Here is a 20,564-nt window from a genome sequence, read left to right on the forward strand (position 1 = left end):
TTCTGCGCCTGACGCACTCAGCTTCAGATTAGCTTATTTTTTCTTCACAGGTTTCTGCCAGTCCGGCTTATGCACCTGAGGAACACGACTCAGCAGTAAACCGTTATCCGGCACATCGCGCGTTACGGTTGTGCCGGCCGCGATGGTGACATTATTGCCTACAGTGACCGGCGCAATCAGCTGGGTATCAGACCCGACAAAGACATCGTTGCCGATAATCGTTTTGCTTTTGTTCACGCCGTCGTAGTTGCAGGTGATAGTCCCCGCGCCGATATTTACGTTGTCGCCAATTTCAGCGTCACCCAGATAGGAAAGATGGCCCGCTTTCGAACCTTTCCCCAGACGCGCTTTTTTGATTTCGACGAAGTTACCCACATGCGCGCCTTCGGCCAGTTCGGCACCCGGACGCAGACGTGCGAAAGGCCCAACGGTACAACCGCTTTCCAGCACGGCATCTTCGAATACGCTGTAAGGGCTGACGTCACAGTCATCGCCAATCACGCAGTTTTTCAGCACGCAGCCCGCGCCGATTTTTACGCGGTCGCCCAGTTTTACGTGGCCTTCGATAATGACGTTGGTGTCGATCACTACATCAATCCCGTGAGACAGCTCACCCCGGAGATCGAAACGCGCCGGATCCATCAGCATCACGCCTTCCAGAAGCAGGCGTTCGGCCTGTTCGGTCTGATATACGCGCTCAAGGCGGGAAAGTTGCAGGCGGTTATTCACGCCATCGACTTCACTTTCACGCGCCGGATGTACGGTGGCGATCAGATTACCTTCCGCATGCGCCATCGCAATGATATCGGTAATGTAATACTCGCCCTGCGCGTTATTGTTGTTCAGCTGACCGAGCCAGCGTTTGAACGATGCGCCGTTGGCCACCAGAATACCGGTGTTAATTTCCTGGATTTTCAGCTGCTCGGCATTCGCGTCTTTCTGCTCAACGATGCCGGTCACAATACCGTTTTCGCGCACGATTCGGCCATAACCGGTTGGATTATCCAGCACGACGGTGAGCAAACCGATACCGCCTTCAGGCTTGGCTTTCAGCAACTTATCCAGCGTCTCGACTGAAATCAGCGGGACATCGCCGTAAAGCATCAGGACATCTTCGTCATCTGCAAAGAAAGGCGCAGCCTGTTGCATCGCGTGCCCGGTACCCAGCTGTTCAGCCTGCAATACCCAGTTCAGTTCACTGCCAGCCAACGTTTTCTTCAGTAAATCGCCACCGTGGCCGTAGACCAGATGCACGTTTCTGGCACCCACTTGCGTGGCCGCATCGATGACGTGTTGAACCATTGGCTTGCCCGCCAAGGTATGAAGAACTTTAGGAAGGTTGGAATACATGCGTGTTCCCTTGCCCGCGGCAAGGATCACCACACTCAGTGCGCTGTTTGACATAGATGACCTGACAAATCCAATTTGAGTGACAAAAGTAACCCGTTATATGAACGAATTACTACATATTTCGCGTCAAAAACCGCCTGTAAGCCGCAGCCTGCAAGGGTTGGACACGATATAGACTATAACAAAAAACCTGAGGGTAATATGTCCATTAATCACGCAAGTATTCCACCAAAAACCCAAATTAGCCTTCGGGAAAATGCTGAAAATACCCTTTTTTAAAGGTAAAAAAAAAGCGACCCGAAGGTCGCTTTTCTCACTGATGTTGTTACATCGCTTTTCTGGTCAGTTCGATAACGCGAAGTTTCGCGATCGCCTTAGCCAGTTCCGCTGACGCCTGAGCGTAATCAACGTCGCCGTGAGAACCACTAATGTGTTCTTCCGCTTTGCGCTTAGCTTCAAGCGCGCGCGCTTCGTCGAGGTCTTGCCCACGGATTGCAGTATCAGCCAACACGGTCGTTGCATTCGGCTGCACCTCAAGGATGCCACCGGAAAGATAGATATACTCTTCTTCACCGTGTTCTTTAACAATGCGCACCATGCCAGGCTTGATGGCGGTGAGCAGCGGAGCATGCCCCGGGAAAATACCCAGTTCGCCTTCGCTACCCGTCACCTGGATTTTCTGTACCATGCCGGCAAACATACGTTTTTCCGCACTGACAACATCCAGATGGTAAGCTTTTTCAGCCATGTCATCCTCTCTCACAACAAACTAGCGTTACAGTTTCTTGGCTTTTTCCACTGCTTCTTCAATGGTGCCAACCATGTAGAACGCTTGCTCTGGCAGGTGATCGTAGTCGCCGTCCATAATGCCTTTGAAACCACGAATGGTATCTTTCAGCGATACGAACTTGCCCGGAGAACCGGTAAAGACTTCGGCCACGAAGAATGGCTGGGACAGGAAGCGTTCGATCTTACGCGCACGGGATACGGCCAGTTTGTCATCTTCTGACAACTCATCCATACCCAGGATCGCGATGATATCTTTCAGTTCCTTGTAACGTTGCAGAATAGACTGCACGCCACGAGCCACATCATAGTGTTCCTGACCAACAACCAGTGGATCCAGCTGACGGCTGGTGGAGTCCAGTGGGTCAACCGCCGGGTAGATACCCAGTGACGCGATCTGACGGCTCAGTACCACAGTTGCATCTAAGTGAGCAAAGGTGGTGGCTGGGGATGGGTCAGTCAAGTCATCCGCAGGGACGTAAACGGCCTGTACGGAGGTGATAGAACCACTTTTGGTCGAGGTGATACGTTCTTGCAGAGCGCCCATCTCTTCCGCCAGCGTTGGCTGATAACCTACCGCCGATGGCATACGGCCCAGAAGTGCAGACACTTCGGTACCGGCCAGGGTGTAACGGTAAATGTTGTCAACGAACAGCAGTACGTCACGACCTTCATCACGGAATTTCTCCGCCATGGTCAGGCCGGTCAGTGCAACGCGCAGACGGTTACCTGGTGGCTCATTCATCTGACCATAGACCAGGGAAACTTTGTCGATAACGTTGGATTCGGTCATTTCGTGGTAGAAGTCGTTACCCTCACGAGTACGTTCACCCACGCCTGCAAACACGGAATAACCGGAGTGCTCGATCGCGATGTTACGGATCAGCTCCATCATGTTTACAGTTTTACCCACACCCGCACCACCGAACAGACCGACTTTACCGCCCTTAGCGAACGGGCACATCAGGTCCATAACTTTGATACCGGTTTCCAGCAATTCCTGGGAGTTCGCCAGCTCTTCATAAGAAGGTGCCGGACGGTGAATTGCACGACGTTCTTCTTCGCCGATTTCACCTTTCATGTCGATTGGTTCACCCAATACGTTCATGATACGACCCAGAGTTGCCACACCCACTGGAACTTCGATTGGGTGTTGCAGGTTGTTCACTTTCAGACCGCGACGCAGGCCGTCTGAGGTACCCATTGCGATACAACGAACAACGCCGCCGCCTAACTGTTGCTGAACTTCCAGCACCAGCTTGGAGGTACCGTTTTCTACCTCAAGAGCATGGTACACGTTCGGTACCGCATCCTGAGGGAACTCGACGTCCACCACGGCGCCGATTACCTGGATAATCTTTCCAGTAGCCATCTTGAATCCTCTACGTAATTCGTAAACCTAGCTTAAACCGCGGAGGCTCCCCCGACGATCTCGGTGAGTTCCTGAGTGATGCTGGCCTGACGAGCTTTGTTGTATACCAACTGCAGCTCTTTGATCAGGCTGCCGCCGTTATCGGTTGCGGCTTTCATCGCTACCATTCGCGCGGCCTGTTCGCTGGCCAGGTTTTCTACGACGCCCTGATAAACCTGGGATTCCACGTAGCGACGCAGGAGGGTATCCAGCAGTGCTTTAGGGTCCGGCTCATACAGGTAATCCCAGGATTTCTTCGCCAGTACGCCATCTTCTGCCGGAGGCAAAGGCAACAGCTGTACGATGCGGGGTTCCTGAGACATGGTATTGACGAATTTATTGCTAACAACACATAACTTGTCTAAGCGACCTTCGTCGAAAGCCTGCAACATCACTTTCACCGGTCCGATCAGTTCTGACAGGGAAGGGTTATCCCCCATGCCAGTCACCTGAGCAACAACGTTGCCACCCACGGAACCGAAGAAAGACGCTGCTTTGGAACCGATCAGGGCTAAGTCAACCTCAACGCCTTTTGCGGACCAGTCTTTCATCTCTGTCAGCAGTTTTTTGAACAGGTTAATGTTCAGACCACCACAAAGACCACGGTCGGTAGACACCACCAGATACCCGACGCGTTTAACTTCACGCTCATCCAGGTAAGGGTGCTTGTATTCCAGATTCCCGAGCGCGAGGTGACCAATCACCTCACGAATGGTTTCTGCATAAGGACGGCTGGCCGCCATGCGATCCTGCGTTTTACGCATTTTGGAGGCGGCGACCATTTCCATCGCTTTAGTGATCTTTTGCGTGTTTTGCACGCTGCCGATCTTACTACGTATCTCTTTTCCGCCGGCCATCTCTGCTTCTCCTCATGACCAAACGGCCTGCTGCTTATCTGCTAAAAGCAGGGCAGCAGGGCAGCAGGGCCGTTTAGTATTACCAGGACTGGGTTGCTTTGAAGGTATCAAGGATATTTTTGAATTTACCCTCGATCTCATCGTTATACGCACCAGTTTGGTTGATTTGCTGCAGAAGCTCGCCGTGTTCACGGTCAGCATAAGCCAACAGTGCCGCTTCAAAGCTACCGACTTTAGACAAGTCAACGTCTTCCAGGTAACCACGTTCTGCTGCGAAGATGATCAGAGACTGCGCAACGATAGACATCGGAGCGTATTGTTTCTGTTTCAGCAACTCAGTCACTTTCTGACCGTGATTCAGCTGTTTACGGGTTGCTTCATCCAGATCAGAGGCGAACTGCGAGAACGCAGCCAGTTCACGGTACTGTGCCAGCGCGGTACGAATACCACCGGACAGTTTTTTCATGATCTTAGTCTGAGCAGCACCACCAACACGGGATACCGAAATACCCGGGTTAACCGCAGGACGAATACCGGCGTTGAACAGGTTTGATTCCAGGAAGATCTGACCATCGGTAATCGAGATTACGTTGGTCGGAACGAACGCGGAAACGTCGCCCGCTTGCGTTTCGATGATTGGAAGCGCAGTCAGGGAACCGGTTTTGCCTTTCACTTCACCCTTAGTGAATGCTTCAACGTAATCGGCGTTTACACGCGCAGCACGTTCCAGCAGACGGGAGTGGAGATAGAAAACGTCGCCTGGGTAAGCTTCACGACCTGGTGGACGACGAAGCAGCAGGGAAATCTGACGGTAAGCAACAGCCTGTTTAGACAGGTCATCATAAACGATCAGTGCGTCTTCACCGCGGTCACGGAAGTATTCACCCATTGCGCAACCGGAGTACGGTGCCAGGTATTGCAGTGCAGCAGATTCTGATGCAGTTGCAACAACAACGATGGTGTTTTCCAGTGCGCCGTGCTCTTCCAGTTTACGAACCACGTTAGAAATGGTGGACGCTTTCTGGCCGATAGCCACATAGATACATTTGATGCCGGATTCGCGCTGGTTGATGATCGCATCAATGGCCAGAGCAGTTTTACCGGTTTGACGGTCACCGATGACCAGTTCACGCTGACCACGACCGATTGGGATCATGGCGTCAACGGACTTATAACCTGTCTGCACAGGCTGGTCTACGGATTGGCGTTCGATAACGCCAGGTGCGATTGCTTCAACGGCTGAGAAGCCGTCGTGCTCTACCGGACCTTTACCGTCAATTGGCGCACCCAGGGTGTTAACAACGCGGCCCAGCAGGCCACGGCCAACGGGAACTTCCAGGATACGGCCAGTACATTTTACTTTCATCCCTTCGGCGAGGTCAGCGTAAGGGCCCATTACAACGGCACCTACAGAGTCACGCTCCAGGTTCAGGGCGATAGCGTAGCGGTTACCCGGCAGCGCAATCATTTCGCCTTGCATGACATCGGCTAAGCCGTGCACGCGGATGATCCCGTCACTGACGGAAACGATAGTACCTTCATTGTGAGCTTCGCTCACTACATTGAACTGAGCAATGCGCTGCTTTATCAGTTCGCTGATTTCGGTGGAATTCAGTTGCATATGCTCCAGTCCCCTTAAGACTGCAAGACGTCTGCCAGGCGTTCAAGACGACTGCGAACGCTGCCATCAATCACCATATCACCTGCACGGATAATGACACCGGCAAGAACAGACTTGTCAATTTTGCAATTCAGCTTAACTTTGCGAGACAGACGTTTTTCCATCGCAGCAGCAATTTTTGCCTGCTGATCTTCCGTCAGTGGATTTGCTGAGGTTACTTCGACTTCAGCAACAGCCTCGAGAGAGGCGCGCAGTTCAATAAACTGCTCCAGCACTTCCGGAAGAACGCGTAAACGTCCATTTTCAGCCATCACCTTAATCAGGTTCTGGCATGCGTCGTCGAGTTGTTCACCACATACGGCAATAAACGTTTTAGACAATGTTTCTGGCGCGCTAGCACCAGAAAGCAGTTCTTCAATCTGTTCATTACGCGTGACTTCAGCCGTGAACGCTAACATGGACTGCCAGCGATCTACGCTTTGGTGCTCAACGGCAAAGTCAAAAGCTGCTTTGGCGTAGGGGCGAGCTACAGTTACAAATTCAGACATCAGCCCCTCCCTCCTTACAGTTCAGCGACCAGTTTATCAACGATGTCGCTGTTAGCAGCTTCATCCACGGAACGTTCGATGATCTTCTCGGCGCCAGCAATGGCCAAAATCCCGACCTGTTTACGCAACTCTTCACGTGCACGTTGGCGTTCGGCGTCAATCTCTGCCTTAGCTTGCGCTACGATCTTGTTACGTTCCTGCTCGGCTTCGGTCTTCGCTTCGTCGACGATCTGTGCTTTACGCTTGTTCGCCTGGTCGATGATTACCTGAGCTTCAGCTTTGGCTTTCTTCAGTTGGTCGGTCGCATCGGCTTGCGCTAAATCCAGTTCTTTTTTTGCACGTTCTGCGGAAGATAAACCTTCAGAAATCTCTTTCTGACGTTTTTCGATGGCAGCCATAATTGGCGGCCATACGTACTTCATGCAGAACACGACAAACAGGACAAACGCGATAGCCTGGCCGAGGATTGTTGCGTTAAGATTCACAGCACAATGCCTCTTTCAAAGTGAAATATTTGATGTAGTTCGTTTAACGCTGAGCGGACTCAGAGTTAGGCGACAGCAAACATCACGTACAGACCCAGACCAACCGCAATCATTGGGATTGCATCGACCAGACCCATAACGATAAAGAACTGTGTACGCAACAGAGGGATCAGGTCAGGCTGACGTGCAGCACCTTCCAAGAATTTACCACCCAAGATGCCGATACCGATCGCAGCACCGATTGCCGCCAGGCCCATCATCACAGCGGCAGCCATGTACAGCAGATCCATACTCAGGTTTTCCATGACAGTCTCCAGTTTGTTTCAGTTAAAACGCAGTAGTGTTGAAAGAAAATCAGTGTTTTTCAGATGCCATCGAGAGATAGACAATCGTCAGAACCATGAAAATAAAGGCTTGTAGCGTAATGATCAGGATGTGGAAAATGGCCCAAGGCACATTCAGGATCCACTGTGACCACCACGGCAACAGGCCAGCAATAAGGATGAAGATCAACTCACCCGCATACATATTGCCAAACAGTCGCAGACCCAGTGAAACTGGTTTAGACAGCAGGCTGACACCTTCAAGAATCAGGTTAATCGGAATGAAAACCGGATGATTGAATGGCTGCATTGTCAGTTCTTTAATGAAACCGCCAAAGCCTTTCATCTTAATGCTATAGAAAAGAATCAGAATGAATACGCCAAGTGCCATGGACAACGTGATATTCACGTCAGCCGTAGGGACCACACGCAGCGCTGGCAGACCAAAGATGTGTTCACCGATGTACGGCAACAAATCGATTGGCAGCAAATCCATCATGTTCATCATAAACACCCAGACGAAGACGGTCAGCGCGAGAGGTGCAATCACTTTGCTTTTGCCGTGATACATGTCACGCACGCTGCTGTCGACGAAACCAACGACCAGTTCAACTGCAGTTTGCAATTTACCCGGTACACCGCTGGTGGCGTTTTTGGCTACGCGATGGAAAATAACCAGAAAGAGTACTCCGAGGAACACGGAGAAAAACATCGAATCGATGTTAATCGACCAGAATCCCGTCCCGATCTGAAGCTGAGTCAGATGGTGACCGATATACTCTTGTGGAGTAGAGATTTCTCCTGATGCAGACATGATGCCTCTTACCCTTTAGTAGTTAAGTACGGTAACTGTTAATGACGACCGGTGCCAAAATCTGAGTCATCAACACCGATAAATAGGCCAACCCCAACGGGGCAAAAGCCGCCTTAAACAGGCCGAGTGCGACAATCATTAAGATCACCGTCACCAGAACCTTCAGCGCTTCCCCGATAGCAAAGGACCAGGCAACCCGTCCAGAGACCGTTGTTTGCGCCTGATGGCGCCATGCAAACAGCATAAACAGCACATTTGGCACCCAGGCGGCCAAACCACCCATAAGGGCCGATGTGGTCCATTCCAGGCTTTTAAAGCCAAACACAGCACTGAGCAGAACAAAGGTCAATAACTGCAGTATCAACAGCTTTCTGGCAACCTTCACACTATTGGCACTGTGTAAAATACCGGATACAGACATGACGTTTGTTCTCTCCGTATCAAGTACCTAGCTGGAGGTATACTGAATGCCGTATATCACTGCCTTTACTGTTTTGAGTCAAGCAGCAAAAACCGAGCAAATTATACGGTGCACAGGAACGAATTCAATGGATAAGTAGCGAAAAGGTGAACAATTATTTAAATTTTCCGCTTCATGACTATTTTGACAACCAAACTATAGCTGAATTTGCCCTTTTTACTTTGCTTCGGTTATTTCATCACCTGACAAAGAAGCGTGCACTGGATCACATAATTAACGCAGACCTCTTTATATACCCTGTGCTGTTTAAATGTCTTTAGCTAATCAGGCCTTTTAAAATCTATATAAATCAAAATGTTAATAAAGTTATGTTTGATAATCAATCTTGTTTAAAATTAGCCACGATTAATTGACACAACAACCCAACAAATATCAACATTTTCATTACAATTTGAATATCAGCAGGTTGCTGACTGATCAATTTCAAAAGTGACCATTACAGGCCGTATTAGAATAAAAACATCACTCAAATGCTATCAGTGTGTAAAAAAGCAGTAATTGAGAGGCCACCATTGCTATTTAATTAGCCTGCTCATTTTAACTCAGATAACACACACGTTTTTTAAGGATTATTTGATAAAACTCAACTTTAGTTTGCCGTCAGAATGATGAGATGACGTTCCCCGTCAAGTTCGGGAACCTGCAATTTTATGACGTTTTCCAGAGTGAGTCCTTCGGGCAGCACGGTCAGCTCATCATCAGGACGTACACCTTTTAACGCATAGAAACGCCCCTGCCCTTTCTGAGGCAGATGGTGACACCATGACAACATATCCTGTAACGAAGCAAACGCCCGGCTGATTACTCCGTCAAAAGGCGGCTCAGGCTCGAACTCTTCAACGCGGCTTTGTACCGGCTCGAGGTTCTTAAGGCCCAGTTCATGCTGAACCTGACGCAGGAAGCGTACACGCTTACCCAGGCTGTCCAGCAACGTGAAGTGTGAATCCGGGCGGACAATCGCCAGCGGGATACCCGGCAGGCCCGGCCCGGTTCCTACATCGATGAAACGGTTGCCCTGCAAATGCTCGTTCACCACAATACTGTCCATAATATGGCGTACCAACATCTGCATCGGATCACGAACAGAGGTCAGGTTGTAGGCTTTGTTCCACTTATGCAGCAGTTCCACATAGCCAATCAGTTGATGTTTTTGCTGATCGGGTAACGCTATTCCTGCCGCAGCAAGCAGCGAGTCCAGTTTCTTTTGCACAGTGAAATCCTCAGACAGAGTCGATATGCCGGGAACAGCCCGGTTTAGAAATGATAAAACAGCCAGAAAAGGTGGAAAAGCAAGAATTGACCGCCCTTCAGATTTAAAGAGCGGTCATTAAGGATGTGCTTCAGGCACTGCGGCGCAGTAAGCCTTGTTTTTTAAGCCAAATCAGCAAAATAGAAATCGCAGCGGGTGTAATACCGGAGATCCTTGACGCCTGACCAATCGACATCGGTTTGTGATCGTTAAGTTTAGCGATCACTTCGTTCGACAAGCCGTTCACCTGGCGGTAATCAAGATCGACGGGTAATACGGTATTTTCGTTACGCTGTTGTTTTTCAATCTCTTCCTGCTGACGGGCGATATAGCCTTCGTACTTAATCTGAATCTCGACCTGTTCTGCCGCCTCAACATCCGGTACACCGGGGGCAAACGGAGAAAGACTCGCGATCAGTTCATATGTCATTTCAGGTCGACGCAGCAGTTCTTCGGCACTGGCTTCTTTAGAAAGCGGTGCCGAAAGATGCGCGTTGATCTCTTCAACATGAGCATGGTGAGGGTTAACCCAGATCCCACGCAGACGCTGACGTTCCTGTTCGATCATTTCCAGTTTCAGGTTGAAACGGGCCCAGCGGGCGTCATCGACCAGACCGAGTTCACGGCCTTTTTCAGTCAGGCGTAAATCGGCATTGTCTTCGCGCAGCATCAGACGATATTCAGCACGAGACGTAAACATACGGTACGGTTCTTTGGTGCCGAGTGTGCACAAATCGTCAACCAGAACGCCAAGATAAGCCTGATCGCGACGCGGTGCCCAGCCGTCCTCTTCGCTGGCGCTGCGTGCCGCATTCATACCGGCCAGCAAGCCCTGTGCGGCGGCTTCTTCGTAGCCGGTAGTGCCGTTAATTTGGCCTGCAAAGAACAAACCGGCGATAAATTTGCTTTCCAGCGTCGGTTTCAAATCACGAGGATCGAAGAAATCATATTCGATGGCATAGCCAGGGCGAACGATCACCGCATTTTCCATCCCCTGCATTGAACGGACGATTTGCATCTGAACGTCAAATGGCAGGCTGGTCGAAATTCCGTTTGGATAGACTTCATTGCTGGTCAAGCCTTCGGGTTCAAGGAAGATCTGATGAGAATTACGATCTGCAAAACGCATGACTTTATCTTCGATCGACGGGCAGTAACGCGGGCCGATCCCTTCGATGATCCCTGCATACATCGGGCTGCGATCCAGATTGTTGCGGATCACATCATGCGTTTTTTCGTTGGTATAGGTCATGTAGCATGGGATCTGGCGCGGATGTTGCGACACATTCCCCATGAACGAAAATACCGGAGCCGGGTTATCGCCGTGCTGTTGCGCGAGAACGCTGAAATCAATGGAGCGTGCATCAATACGCGGCGGTGTACCTGTTTTCAGGCGGTTTACGCGTAATGGCAACTCACGCAGACGCTGTGATAAAGAGATCGCCGGAGGATCCCCTGCACGGCCGCCGCTGTAGTTTTCCAGACCGATGTGGATCTTCCCATCCAGGAAAGTCCCGACAGTCAGCACAACAGCCTTAGCGCGGAATTTGAGACCCATTTTTGTCACAGCACCCACGACACGATCGTTTTCGACGATCAGGTCTTCAACGGGTTGCTGGAAGATCATCAGGTTTGGCTGATTTTCTAACGCAGTACGGACAGCCTGGCGGTAAAGCACACGGTCTGCCTGAGCACGGGTTGCCCTGACGGCAGGGCCTTTGCTCGCGTTTAGTATCCTAAACTGAATGCCCGCATGATCGATGGCGGTCGCCATCAGTCCGCCCAGTGCGTCCACTTCTTTAACCAGATGTCCCTTCCCGATCCCGCCAATAGCCGGGTTACACGACATTTGTCCAAGCGTGTCGATATTGTGGGTTAATAATAAGGTCTGACGTCCCATGCGTGCTGAAGCCATGGCGGCTTCAGTACCTGCATGACCACCACCTATGATGATGACGTCAAATTGATCCGGATAAAACATGCGACTGCACCTCGGCGTTCAAGCGAACTTTCTTTGTATGGCGTTGGGAGGAGGGATTCTACTCAAGTTTAGAGGTTCCACAAGTCCCCGGGGATCTTCACTAATTAAAAGAAGATCTTTTTTATTTAAAGATCTCTTATTAATACTTCTATTAGGATCGCGATCCTCTGTGCATAAGTCTCTTTTGTTTAAGAAGATCAGGATGCTAAGAAGGATCTAATGCTGTGAATGATCGGTGATCCTGGACAGTATAAGCTGGGATCAGAATTGAGAGTTATGCACAGCATGAAAAGCGTACAGGAGTTGTTAGAGGGATAACTACGGGTTTTACCCTGCTTTTAAGCATAGTTATCCACATCTGATCGCCTGAAATTTACACTTATTTGATCAAATTAATCCAGTTGAGGACCCAAATCTCAGCGGGATCTTCAGGAATTTCGTGTTGAGTCACGTCGATCTCAAGACGCTCACCGATCCTTTTTGCCCCTAATGAGGTCAGTTTCTGATCCAAAGCGCCGATCGCACCACAGAAGGTGTCATATTCGCTGCTGCCCAAACCTAAGGCACCAAATCGCACTTTGGACAGATCGGGTTGCTGATCGTCCAGCTGTTCTAAAAAGGGCTGCAAGTTGTCAGGCAGTTCACCCGCGCCGTGCGTGGAGCACACCAGCAGCCAGATGCCGTCCTGCGGGACTTCATACAGCTCAGGGCCATGAAACATCTCAGTAGAAAAACCGGCTTCTTGCAGTTTTTCTGCCACATGTTCTGCCACATATTCGGCGCTGCCAAGCGTACTGCCACTGATCAGGGTAATGTCTGCCATTGTGCTCTCAACCCGAGAAAAGGGGGCTATTGTACGCTGTGAATGAGCTGGGATCTACCTGTGGATAATAGGGGTATAGAAATGGAGGTTCAGGGCTGGATAGTCCGTGTAATGGGGTTCTGCAGGGAGATCAGGGTCTCCGTAGACTGGATCTCATCAATCGTCTGGATCTTGTTGATAAGTACGTGCTGGAGGGAATCAATAGATCGGCACATGATCTTAATGAAGATGCTGTAATGACCCGTGGTGTAATAGGCTTCCACCACTTCTTCTATACTCTCAAGCTTTTTCAGTGCGGACGGATAATCCTTGGCACTTTTGAGAATGATGCCGATGAAACAACATACATCGTAACCGAGTTGCTTAGGGTTCACGGTGATGTGTGCGCCGGTAATGATGCCTGCCTGCTTCATTTTCTCGACGCGTACGTGAATGGTTCCGGGGCTGACGGCGAACACTTTCGCCAGCTCAGCGTAGGGTGTACGGGCATTTTCCATCAACGCGTTCAGAATCCCGCGATCCAGCTCGTCGAGCTGATAGATTTCAGTCATGGTTATCCTTCTCTTTAAGCTTAATTTCTCTGCCAGCGTCGCTGAACACGACTTTTAACACCGGTGTCAAAGCGCCAGATATGATCGAATATGCGCAGAATTCCGGGCTTTCCGTAGTGTGACATTGCCAGCGCGTGGAAGCGGTGCTGCTTTTCACGTTGCAGCAATTTAACTTTTCTCTGCACCTCATCAGGCAAACGCTGGGCGATGAAATCTGAGATGACGACCGCATCTGCGTCGTGCCATTGCGGAGAGGCCAGTTTGTCCAGCGTGGCATTCAGGCAGGCGGCCAGATCGGTACCGCCACGGAAATGCTGGCCGAGAAAGCGCAACGCCTGATCCAACCCGCCGGCCGAAGTCAGTTCGTAATGGATCACTTCGCTGGCAAACAGCATGATGTAGCACTTCCGGTTATCAGCGAGAGCGATTTTTAGCAGCGCCAGGCAGAACGCTTTGGCACATTGCTCATTGAAGCCGCCCATCGAACCTGACGTGTCCACGCAGACCACAAACGGGCCACGCGGCTGTGGCTCCTGCTGCTGATGAACCACCGGACGTCTCACGACTTTTTCGCACCAGACGTCGCCTTGCAGCCGGTAGGTCATCAGACGTTTTTCCAGCAGACGCCGGTAAAATTCATATTCCAGTTCCGGAATGCCCAGCGTGCCCAGCTCGGTGGGCATCAGACGCAAAATGTCATCGCTCTGATGAATGCCATTCACTTCTTCCGGCACCGTCGCAGGCTCGCGAACCATCAGCCGGTGCGTTTCCATTTTGGCATCTTCATGCGGGCTGGTTTTCACCGTCTGGCTGCGTCCAAGCTGTTCTGCCAGTTTCATCAGTTCCGGCTGCTGCTGGAGGAAAGCGCCAAAACGCGCCAGCGACTGGATATCGCCCCGAAGACGCTTTCCTTTACTCATGTCCCACAACCGGCCTGCCGCGGTATCGTTCTCTGCTAATAAAGGAGACAACTCGCTGCTCAGCTCGAGGCGTTGTAACAATTCTTCCTGAAGCTGTTCCTGCTCCTGTTCCAGCAACTGGTGATGAACGTTCACCGTCTGGAACGTCAGATTCAGGCGCCAGCGCTGAAGGAATAACGTCTGAAAGCTGTTACCGGTCTGTGCCGTGCGGGAGGTTTCATTATTGTCCCGCAAGGTACGGGCTTCGGTGGCAAACGGGGAATTCAGCCGCGCCAGTTCATCCAGCAGAGATCCCAGCTCCGACTGAAACGTCAGAGCATCGGTTTGCTGGCAATGCTGGTACAGATAAAACTCTTTTGCCAGATCGGGAGGTACAGGCGTTTCGTGGATCCTCTGGCGCAGGCGCAATTTCCACTCAGGAAGATCCCGGGTCAGTGCGCGCTTCAACCGTGGAAACTTCTCTAAAAAAACCGCCAGGGCTGGCGCGGCCAGTAACCCGACGATCAGCTCTTCAATCAGCTCCCCTTCGCTGATCGCCAGCAGAAGATCCAGAGATTCCAGGGTAAACATGATCAGTGCCCGCTGAAGGTCTGTTGCTGCAGGCGTAGCTGTTCAGAAACCTGCAAAAGACTGGCTTCAATTTTTGCCATCCACACCGCGGGAACAAAAAGACAGTTCTGCTGCTGGCCGAACTCATGTCTTTGCTGAGCGAGTTTTGCCGTCAGGTCATTCAGCGTATTTTTCATTTCTTCCGGCACCGCGATATGTTCGTTGCCTGGCAGCGTCAGCGGCGTACTTTGACGGCTGACATCCAGCACCAGTAATTGCTGCTTATCATCGATTTCCGCATCAACCGTTTGAACAAAACCAATTCCGTTAAGCTTGGCTTTCAGAACGCCACCTTTATTAATCCACTCTTCCAGAACGCTGCGTTCAAAAAGCAGATGCGTGACTTTAATCTCATGCAGATGCAAAGGCGTTTGCAGCAACAGCGTGACGCCGCTGGCAACGAGCGCATCCGGCAGGCTGTATTGCGGCTTGCGGCTGAAAATCCCGGCTTTTTTGCTGAGTTTAATCGACTGGCGTGAGCTTTGTTGTTGCTGATATTGCATCCATTGCTGGTTGAGCTGTTGGATTTTCATCAGCAAGGTCTGTTGCTGATAAGCCTGTTCGGTGATCAGTTGTTCGATTTGAGTTTGCAGCAACTGATAGGTATTCAGGTCATGCCACAGACAATCCTTCAGCAGAATCAAATCGATCGGGGTGATAGTATTCCGGCCGCTGAAGAAGGCGCAGGCCTGCAACAGGCGGAGTGCCTTTTTCCAGCGACGGTCAGAAACATAAGGTGCGGTATCGAGCGCATCCAGACGCTGGCGAAGCTGAAACACCAGTTCGAAGCAACTGTCTGAAAGACTGACTTTGTCGATCTCCGGCTGCCATTGTTGGTATTCTTCATCGCTGATACTCAGGGATTCCGCCACCGGATTGGTGCTTTCATTGTTTCGACTGGTCAGCAGTAAGCGGAAATTCTGCTTATCCTGCACTTTATCCAGCCACAGGCGAATCAGCATACGGTCATACAATGCTTCCAGGCCACCATCGGCTTCGGGCAATTCATTGGAAGCACTGACCAGCAGGCGCATCGGTATCGGCTCTTCACGCTCGCCATTACGGAACCGGCGTTCGTTAATCGCCGTCAGTAAGGTATTCAGGATGGCGGGACCCGCCTTCCAGATTTCATCAAGGAAGACAATTTCTGCTTCCGGCAGGTAACCTTCGGTCAGACGCAGATAGCGGCCTTCATCTTTCAGGGCCTGAATCGACAGCGGACCAAAGACTTCTTCCGGGGTGGAAAAGCGTGTCATCAGATATTCAAAAGCGCGCGCGTGGCGGAAGGCAAATTTCAGGCGACGGGCAATCAGGCTTTTCGCGATGCCGGGCGGCCCAAGCAGAAAAACGCTCTCTCCGCATAAGGCTGCCAGCAGGCAAAGGCGTATGGCATCTTGCCTCTCATACAGACCATGTTCTAATGCGTTAGCAAGACGGGCTATCCGTTCTGCCAGAAGGGGAGATTGCGCCATACTGTCTCTTCCGGTTTCCATTTAGTTGTTGAATAGTGTACTGGCTTATGGCGATATGCCACGTTTATTTTTATCGTTATAGCTTGTTGATTACTAAAAATTTTCTATTATCAGATTTGTGACCGCGTTCATCTTAACGGCGGTTTAGCTGCACATTTAAGGGTAGGCAATCTGATTTATTCGTGCATACTGTGCGCCTTTTAGTGGGCATCATAAGACTGAGCGCACGCATCGCTTGCGGATGTTCGAGCAAAAAAGAAACAAAATATGAGCACTGAACATAAACGGTCACTCCCAGCAGTAACCCTGGCCGCCATTGGTGTGGTCTATGGCGATATTGGTACCAGTCCTCTCTATACCTTAAGAGAGTGCTTTTCTGGTCACTATGGTTTCAACGTTGAACCCAGCGTCGTTTTTGGTTTTCTCTCTCTGATTTTCTGGATGTTAATCCTCATTGTTTCGCTCAAATACCTCACTTACGTGATGCGGGCGGACAACGCAGGTGAAGGCGGTATTCTTACGCTGATGTCTCTGGCTGGCAGAAACACGTCGGCACGTACCACCGCTGTTTTGGTGATTCTTGGCCTGATCGGTGGCAGCTTCTTCTATGGTGAAGTGGTGATAACACCAGCTATCTCAGTACTTTCCGCGATGGAAGGTCTGGAAATCGCCGCGCCTGCCCTCGATCCTTATATCGTCCCTCTTTCCATCTTTGTTCTGACATTGCTTTTCATTATTCAGAAACACGGTACCGGCATTGTGGGTAAACTTTTTGCGCCGGTGATGTTGCTGTGGTTCCTGTCGCTGGCGGTTCTCGGTGTGAACAGCATTATGCAGAACCCGGAAGTGCTGCGCGCCATGAACCCGATGTGGGCGGTGAACTTCTTTATTGAGCATAAGTCCTTTTCGTTCCTGGCGCTCGGCGCGGTTGTCTTGTCGATCACCGGTGTGGAAGCGTTGTATGCCGATATGGGGCACTTCGGGAAATTCCCGATCCGTCTGGCGTGGTTTACGGTGGTATTGCCGTCTCTGGTGCTGAACTATTTCGGTCAGGGCGCGTTACTGCTGAAAAATCCGGAAGCGATCAAAAACCCGTTCTTCCTGCTCGCGCCCGACTGGGCGCTGATTCCGTTACTGATTCTGGCGACGCTGGCAACCATCATTGCGTCTCAGGCGGTTATTTCCGGTGTGTTCTCCCTGACCCGTCAGGCTGTGCGTTTGGGCTATTTACCGCCGATGCGCATCATCCACACCTCAGAAATGGAAGCCGGTCAGATCTACATTCCTGCGATTAACTGGCTGCTGTATTTTGCAGTGGTTATCGTGATTGCCAGCTTCGAGCATTCGAGTAATCTGGCGGCGGCTTATGGTATTGCTGTTACCGGCACCATGGTGCTGACCAGTATTCTTTCCTGTACGGTGGCGCTTAAAAACTGGCACTGGAAACCGTTCCTGGTCGGGCTTTTGCTGATTGCCCTGCTGTTTATAGATATCCCGCTGTTCGCAGCGAACGCCACGAAACTCTTCTCCGGCGGCTGGCTGCCGCTGACGCTCGGTCTGTGCATGTTCATCGTCATGACCACCTGGAAAAGCGAGCGCTTCCGTCTTATGCGCCGCATGAACGAACACGGAAATTCTCTCGAAGCGATGATTGCTTCACTGGAGAAATCACCGCCGGTTCGTGTTCCGGGTACTGCGGTTTATATGTCACGCGCCATCAACGTGATCCCTTTTGCGTTGCTGCATAACCTCAAACACAACAAAGTGTTGCATGAGCGTGTTGTCCTGCTGACGCTGCGAACGGAAGATGCGCCTTATGTGCACAACGTCCGGCGTGTCACCATTGAGCAGCTTTCGCCGACATTCTGGCGCGTGGTCGCGAGTTACGGATTTAAAGAAACGCCGAATGTGGAAGAAATCTTCCACCGCTGTGGTCTGGAAGGATTGCCGTGCCGGATGATGGAAACCTCGTTCTTTATGTCGCACGAATCGCTGATCCTCACCAAGCGCCCTTGGTATCTGTACTTCCGCGGCAAACTGTTTATGGCGTTGAGCCGTAACGCCCTGCGCGCGCCGGACCAGTTTGAGATCCCGCCGAACCGCGTGATCGAACTCGGTACGCAGGTGGAAATCTGATTTCCAATTTTGCTGTGGACGGGGCACCTTCGGGTGCCCCGTTTTGTTTCAGCCTTTCCCTTTCTGTCAGTGCTAACTCAAATTGATCTGCGTTTTCTGAATTGTTCAGCGAAACGTTTCGACGCTGATCACAATTCCATCACATCTTCATTGCCAAGTTCTGCGAGACTCATAAACTCATCCGTGAGCGAAACGTTTCGCTGTAGGAGTTAAAATGAAGAAGTCACCGCTATTAAATGCCGAAATCTCAAATGTTATTGCCCGGTTAGGTCATACCGATCAGCTGGTTATTGGCGATGCCGGTCTTCCGGTGCCAGCAGCTTGCCAACGCATCGATCTGGCGCTAACCCACGGAGTCCCCACCTTTTTACAAGTCTTAGAGGTAGTGACACACGAGATGCAGGTTGAGCGGGCTATCCTCGCCGAGGAAATCCTCACTAAAAATCCTCAACTCCATGAAGCGTTGCTCGCTCAATTGACACAACTCGAACAACACCAGGGAAACACCATTGCTTTGGATTACGTCAGTCATGAGGCATTCAAAGTGCAAAGCGAAAAAAGTCGGGCTGTGATCCGCAGCGGGGAATGTTCGCCTTACGCGAACGTTATTCTGTGTGCTGGCGTAACCTTCTGAGGCCTTTATGCAACCTTTGCTGAAACTGACAGGGATTGATAAAGCCTTTCCCGGCGTAAAAGCACTTTCCGGCGCGGCGCTCAGCGTCTATCCGGGACGTGTGATGGCGCTGGTGGGAGAAAACGGCGCGGGCAAGTCCACCATGATGAAAGTGCTGACCGGCATCTATCAGAAAGATGCCGGCTCAGTACAGTTTCTTGGAAAGGAAACCACCTTCAATGGCCCGAAAGCTTCTCAGGAAGCGGGGATTGGCATCATCCATCAGGAATTAAACCTGATCCCACAGCTGACTATCGCTGAAAACATTTTTCTTGGCCGTGAGTTCGTCAACGGCTTTGGCCGCATCAACTGGAAAAAGATGTACGCCGAAGCCGATAAACTCCTGGCACGTCTGAATCTGCGTTACAAAAGCGACCGGCTGGTCGGTGAATTATCGATTGGCGACCAGCAGATGGTTGAGATCGCCAAAGTGCTGAGCTTTGAATCCAAAGTCATCATTATGGATGAACCGACGGATGCGCTCACTGATACCGAAACGGCGTCTTTATTTAACGTCATTCGCGAACTGAAAGCCGCCGGATGTGGCGTGGTGTATATCTCCCATCGCCTGAAAGAGATTTTTGAGATTTGCGATGACGTCACCGTATTCCGTGACGGTCAGTTTATTGCTGAACGTCCGGTCTGCGAGCTGCAAGAAGATACGTTGATCGAAATGATGGTGGGCCGTCGTCTAGAAGAACAGTATCCGCGGATAAACCACGAACGCGGCGCACTGCGTTTGCAGGTCCGAAATTTATGCGGTTCGGGTGTGGATAACGTCAGCTTTGAACTTCACAGCGGCGAAATCCTCGGCGTGTCTGGCCTGATGGGCGCGGGCCGTACTGAACTGATGAAAATTCTCTACGGCGCGTTGCCGCGTAAAAGTGGTTACGTTTCGCTGGATGGCCGCGAGGTCGTCACACATTCTCCGCAGGACGGGCTGGCAAACGGCATCGTCTACATTTCCGAAGACCGTAAGCGTGATGGTTTGGTGCTCGGGATGTCGGTGAAAGAAAACATGTCACTGACCGCGTTGCGCTATTTCAGCCACGGCGGCGGGCGTTTGAAACATGCCGACGAGCAACAGGCTGTGGGCGATTTCATCCGTCTCTTCAATATCAAAACGCCATCGATGATGCAGACCATCGGCCTGCTTTCCGGCGGGAATCAGCAAAAAGTGGCAATTGCCCGCGGATTAATGACGCGGCCAAAAGTCCTGATCCTCGACGAACCGACACGTGGCGTTGACGTTGGCGCGAAAAAAGAGATTTACCAGCTTATTAACCAGTTCAAGCGCGAAGGGCTGAGCATCATTTTAGTCTCCTCGGAAATGCCGGAAGTGATCGGCATGAGCGACCGGATTTTAGTGATGCATGAAGGCCATTTGAGCGGTGAATTCCCGATAGAACAGGCAACGCAAGAAGTGTTGATGGCAGCCGCTGTCGGCAAGCAATACGGCGTGACGCAGGAGTAA

At 51.1% G+C, this 20,564-nt stretch carries 19 protein-coding genes; 3 read left to right on the forward strand and 16 right to left on the reverse strand.

All coding sequences use genetic code 11. The features are described 5' to 3' along the window. Positions 1–33: 33 nt before the first annotated feature. The 16 genes from glmU to ravA form a co-directional block, all read right to left on the reverse strand. Positions 34–1,404, reverse strand: a complete 1,371-nt coding sequence (glmU, locus tag BV494_RS16805; protein WP_104923886.1) for a bifunctional UDP-N-acetylglucosamine diphosphorylase/glucosamine-1-phosphate N-acetyltransferase GlmU — start codon at positions 1,402–1,404, stop codon at positions 34–36. A gap of 271 nt (positions 1,405–1,675) precedes the next feature. Continuing rightward, the gene (locus BV494_RS16810) at positions 1,676–2,098 is read right to left on the reverse strand and encodes a F0F1 ATP synthase subunit epsilon (protein ID WP_101077831.1); all 423 of its coding nucleotides are present in this window, start codon (positions 2,096–2,098) and stop codon (positions 1,676–1,678) included. A gap of 27 nt (positions 2,099–2,125) precedes the next feature. After that, positions 2,126–3,508 carry a F0F1 ATP synthase subunit beta gene (atpD, locus tag BV494_RS16815; protein ID WP_104923887.1) on the reverse strand — a complete coding sequence of 461 codons (1,383 nt, stop codon included), beginning with the start codon at positions 3,506–3,508 and terminating at the stop codon, positions 2,126–2,128. Between the two features lie 32 nt (positions 3,509–3,540). Then, positions 3,541–4,404: a F0F1 ATP synthase subunit gamma gene (gene atpG / locus BV494_RS16820; RefSeq protein WP_101077833.1), complete on the reverse strand. Its 864-nt coding sequence runs from the start codon at positions 4,402–4,404 to the stop codon at positions 3,541–3,543. Between the two features lie 79 nt (positions 4,405–4,483). After that, entirely contained in the window at positions 4,484–6,025 is a 1,542-nt protein-coding gene (gene atpA / locus BV494_RS16825) for a F0F1 ATP synthase subunit alpha (protein WP_104923888.1), read from the reverse strand. Positions 6,026–6,039: 14 nt separating this feature from the next. Further along, positions 6,040–6,573, reverse strand: a complete 534-nt coding sequence (gene atpH, locus BV494_RS16830) for a F0F1 ATP synthase subunit delta (RefSeq protein ID WP_104923889.1) — start codon at positions 6,571–6,573, stop codon at positions 6,040–6,042. Positions 6,574–6,587: 14 nt separating this feature from the next. Continuing rightward, positions 6,588–7,058 (reverse strand): F0F1 ATP synthase subunit B, encoded by a 471-nt coding sequence (atpF, locus tag BV494_RS16835; RefSeq protein ID WP_104923890.1) that lies wholly within the window; start codon positions 7,056–7,058, stop codon positions 6,588–6,590. A 65-nt stretch (positions 7,059–7,123) separates the two neighbouring features. Next, on the reverse strand, positions 7,124–7,363 hold the full coding sequence (atpE, locus tag BV494_RS16840; protein WP_004093904.1) for a F0F1 ATP synthase subunit C: 240 nt from the start codon (positions 7,361–7,363) through the stop codon (positions 7,124–7,126). A gap of 49 nt (positions 7,364–7,412) precedes the next feature. After that, complete coding sequence (atpB, locus tag BV494_RS16845) at positions 7,413–8,195, reverse strand: F0F1 ATP synthase subunit A (protein ID WP_104923891.1); 783 nt, start codon at positions 8,193–8,195, stop codon at positions 7,413–7,415. A gap of 22 nt (positions 8,196–8,217) precedes the next feature. Beyond that, the gene (atpI, locus tag BV494_RS16850; protein ID WP_104923892.1) at positions 8,218–8,616 is read right to left on the reverse strand and encodes a F0F1 ATP synthase subunit I; all 399 of its coding nucleotides are present in this window, start codon (positions 8,614–8,616) and stop codon (positions 8,218–8,220) included. A gap of 649 nt (positions 8,617–9,265) precedes the next feature. Then, complete coding sequence (rsmG, locus tag BV494_RS16855; RefSeq protein WP_104923893.1) at positions 9,266–9,886, reverse strand: 16S rRNA (guanine(527)-N(7))-methyltransferase RsmG; 621 nt, start codon at positions 9,884–9,886, stop codon at positions 9,266–9,268. 130 nt (positions 9,887–10,016) lie between these two features. Next, the gene (gene mnmG / locus BV494_RS16860) at positions 10,017–11,906 is read right to left on the reverse strand and encodes a tRNA uridine-5-carboxymethylaminomethyl(34) synthesis enzyme MnmG (RefSeq protein ID WP_104923894.1); all 1,890 of its coding nucleotides are present in this window, start codon (positions 11,904–11,906) and stop codon (positions 10,017–10,019) included. Positions 11,907–12,285: 379 nt separating this feature from the next. Beyond that, a complete protein-coding gene (gene mioC, locus BV494_RS16870) occupies positions 12,286–12,729 on the reverse strand; it encodes an FMN-binding protein MioC (RefSeq protein ID WP_104923895.1) in 444 nt (147 codons plus the stop codon). Positions 12,730–12,818: 89 nt separating this feature from the next. Continuing rightward, complete coding sequence (asnC, locus tag BV494_RS16875) at positions 12,819–13,280, reverse strand: transcriptional regulator AsnC (protein ID WP_104923896.1); 462 nt, start codon at positions 13,278–13,280, stop codon at positions 12,819–12,821. 20 nt (positions 13,281–13,300) lie between these two features. Further along, positions 13,301–14,770, reverse strand: a complete 1,470-nt coding sequence (viaA, locus tag BV494_RS16880) for an ATPase RavA stimulator ViaA (RefSeq protein WP_104923897.1) — start codon at positions 14,768–14,770, stop codon at positions 13,301–13,303. A gap of 2 nt (positions 14,771–14,772) precedes the next feature. Beyond that, a complete protein-coding gene (gene ravA / locus BV494_RS16885; RefSeq protein WP_104923898.1) occupies positions 14,773–16,281 on the reverse strand; it encodes an ATPase RavA in 1,509 nt (502 codons plus the stop codon). A 267-nt stretch (positions 16,282–16,548) separates the two neighbouring features. On the opposite strand from ravA, the gene kup reads away from it, so the two are divergent. From kup to rbsA, 3 genes are all read left to right on the forward strand, one after another. After that, positions 16,549–18,417, forward strand: coding sequence for a low affinity potassium transporter Kup (gene kup / locus BV494_RS16890; protein ID WP_104923899.1), 1,869 nt, complete (start codon positions 16,549–16,551; stop codon positions 18,415–18,417). Between the two features lie 214 nt (positions 18,418–18,631). Next, the gene (rbsD, locus tag BV494_RS16895) at positions 18,632–19,051 is read left to right on the forward strand and encodes a D-ribose pyranase (protein ID WP_104923900.1); all 420 of its coding nucleotides are present in this window, start codon (positions 18,632–18,634) and stop codon (positions 19,049–19,051) included. Between the two features lie 7 nt (positions 19,052–19,058). Then, entirely contained in the window at positions 19,059–20,564 is a 1,506-nt protein-coding gene (rbsA, locus tag BV494_RS16900) for a ribose ABC transporter ATP-binding protein RbsA (protein ID WP_104923901.1), read from the forward strand.

It is taken from the genome of Rahnella sikkimica, assembly GCF_002951615.1.
In the GTDB taxonomy this organism is placed as follows: Bacteria; Pseudomonadota; Gammaproteobacteria; order Enterobacterales; family Enterobacteriaceae; genus Rahnella; species Rahnella sikkimica.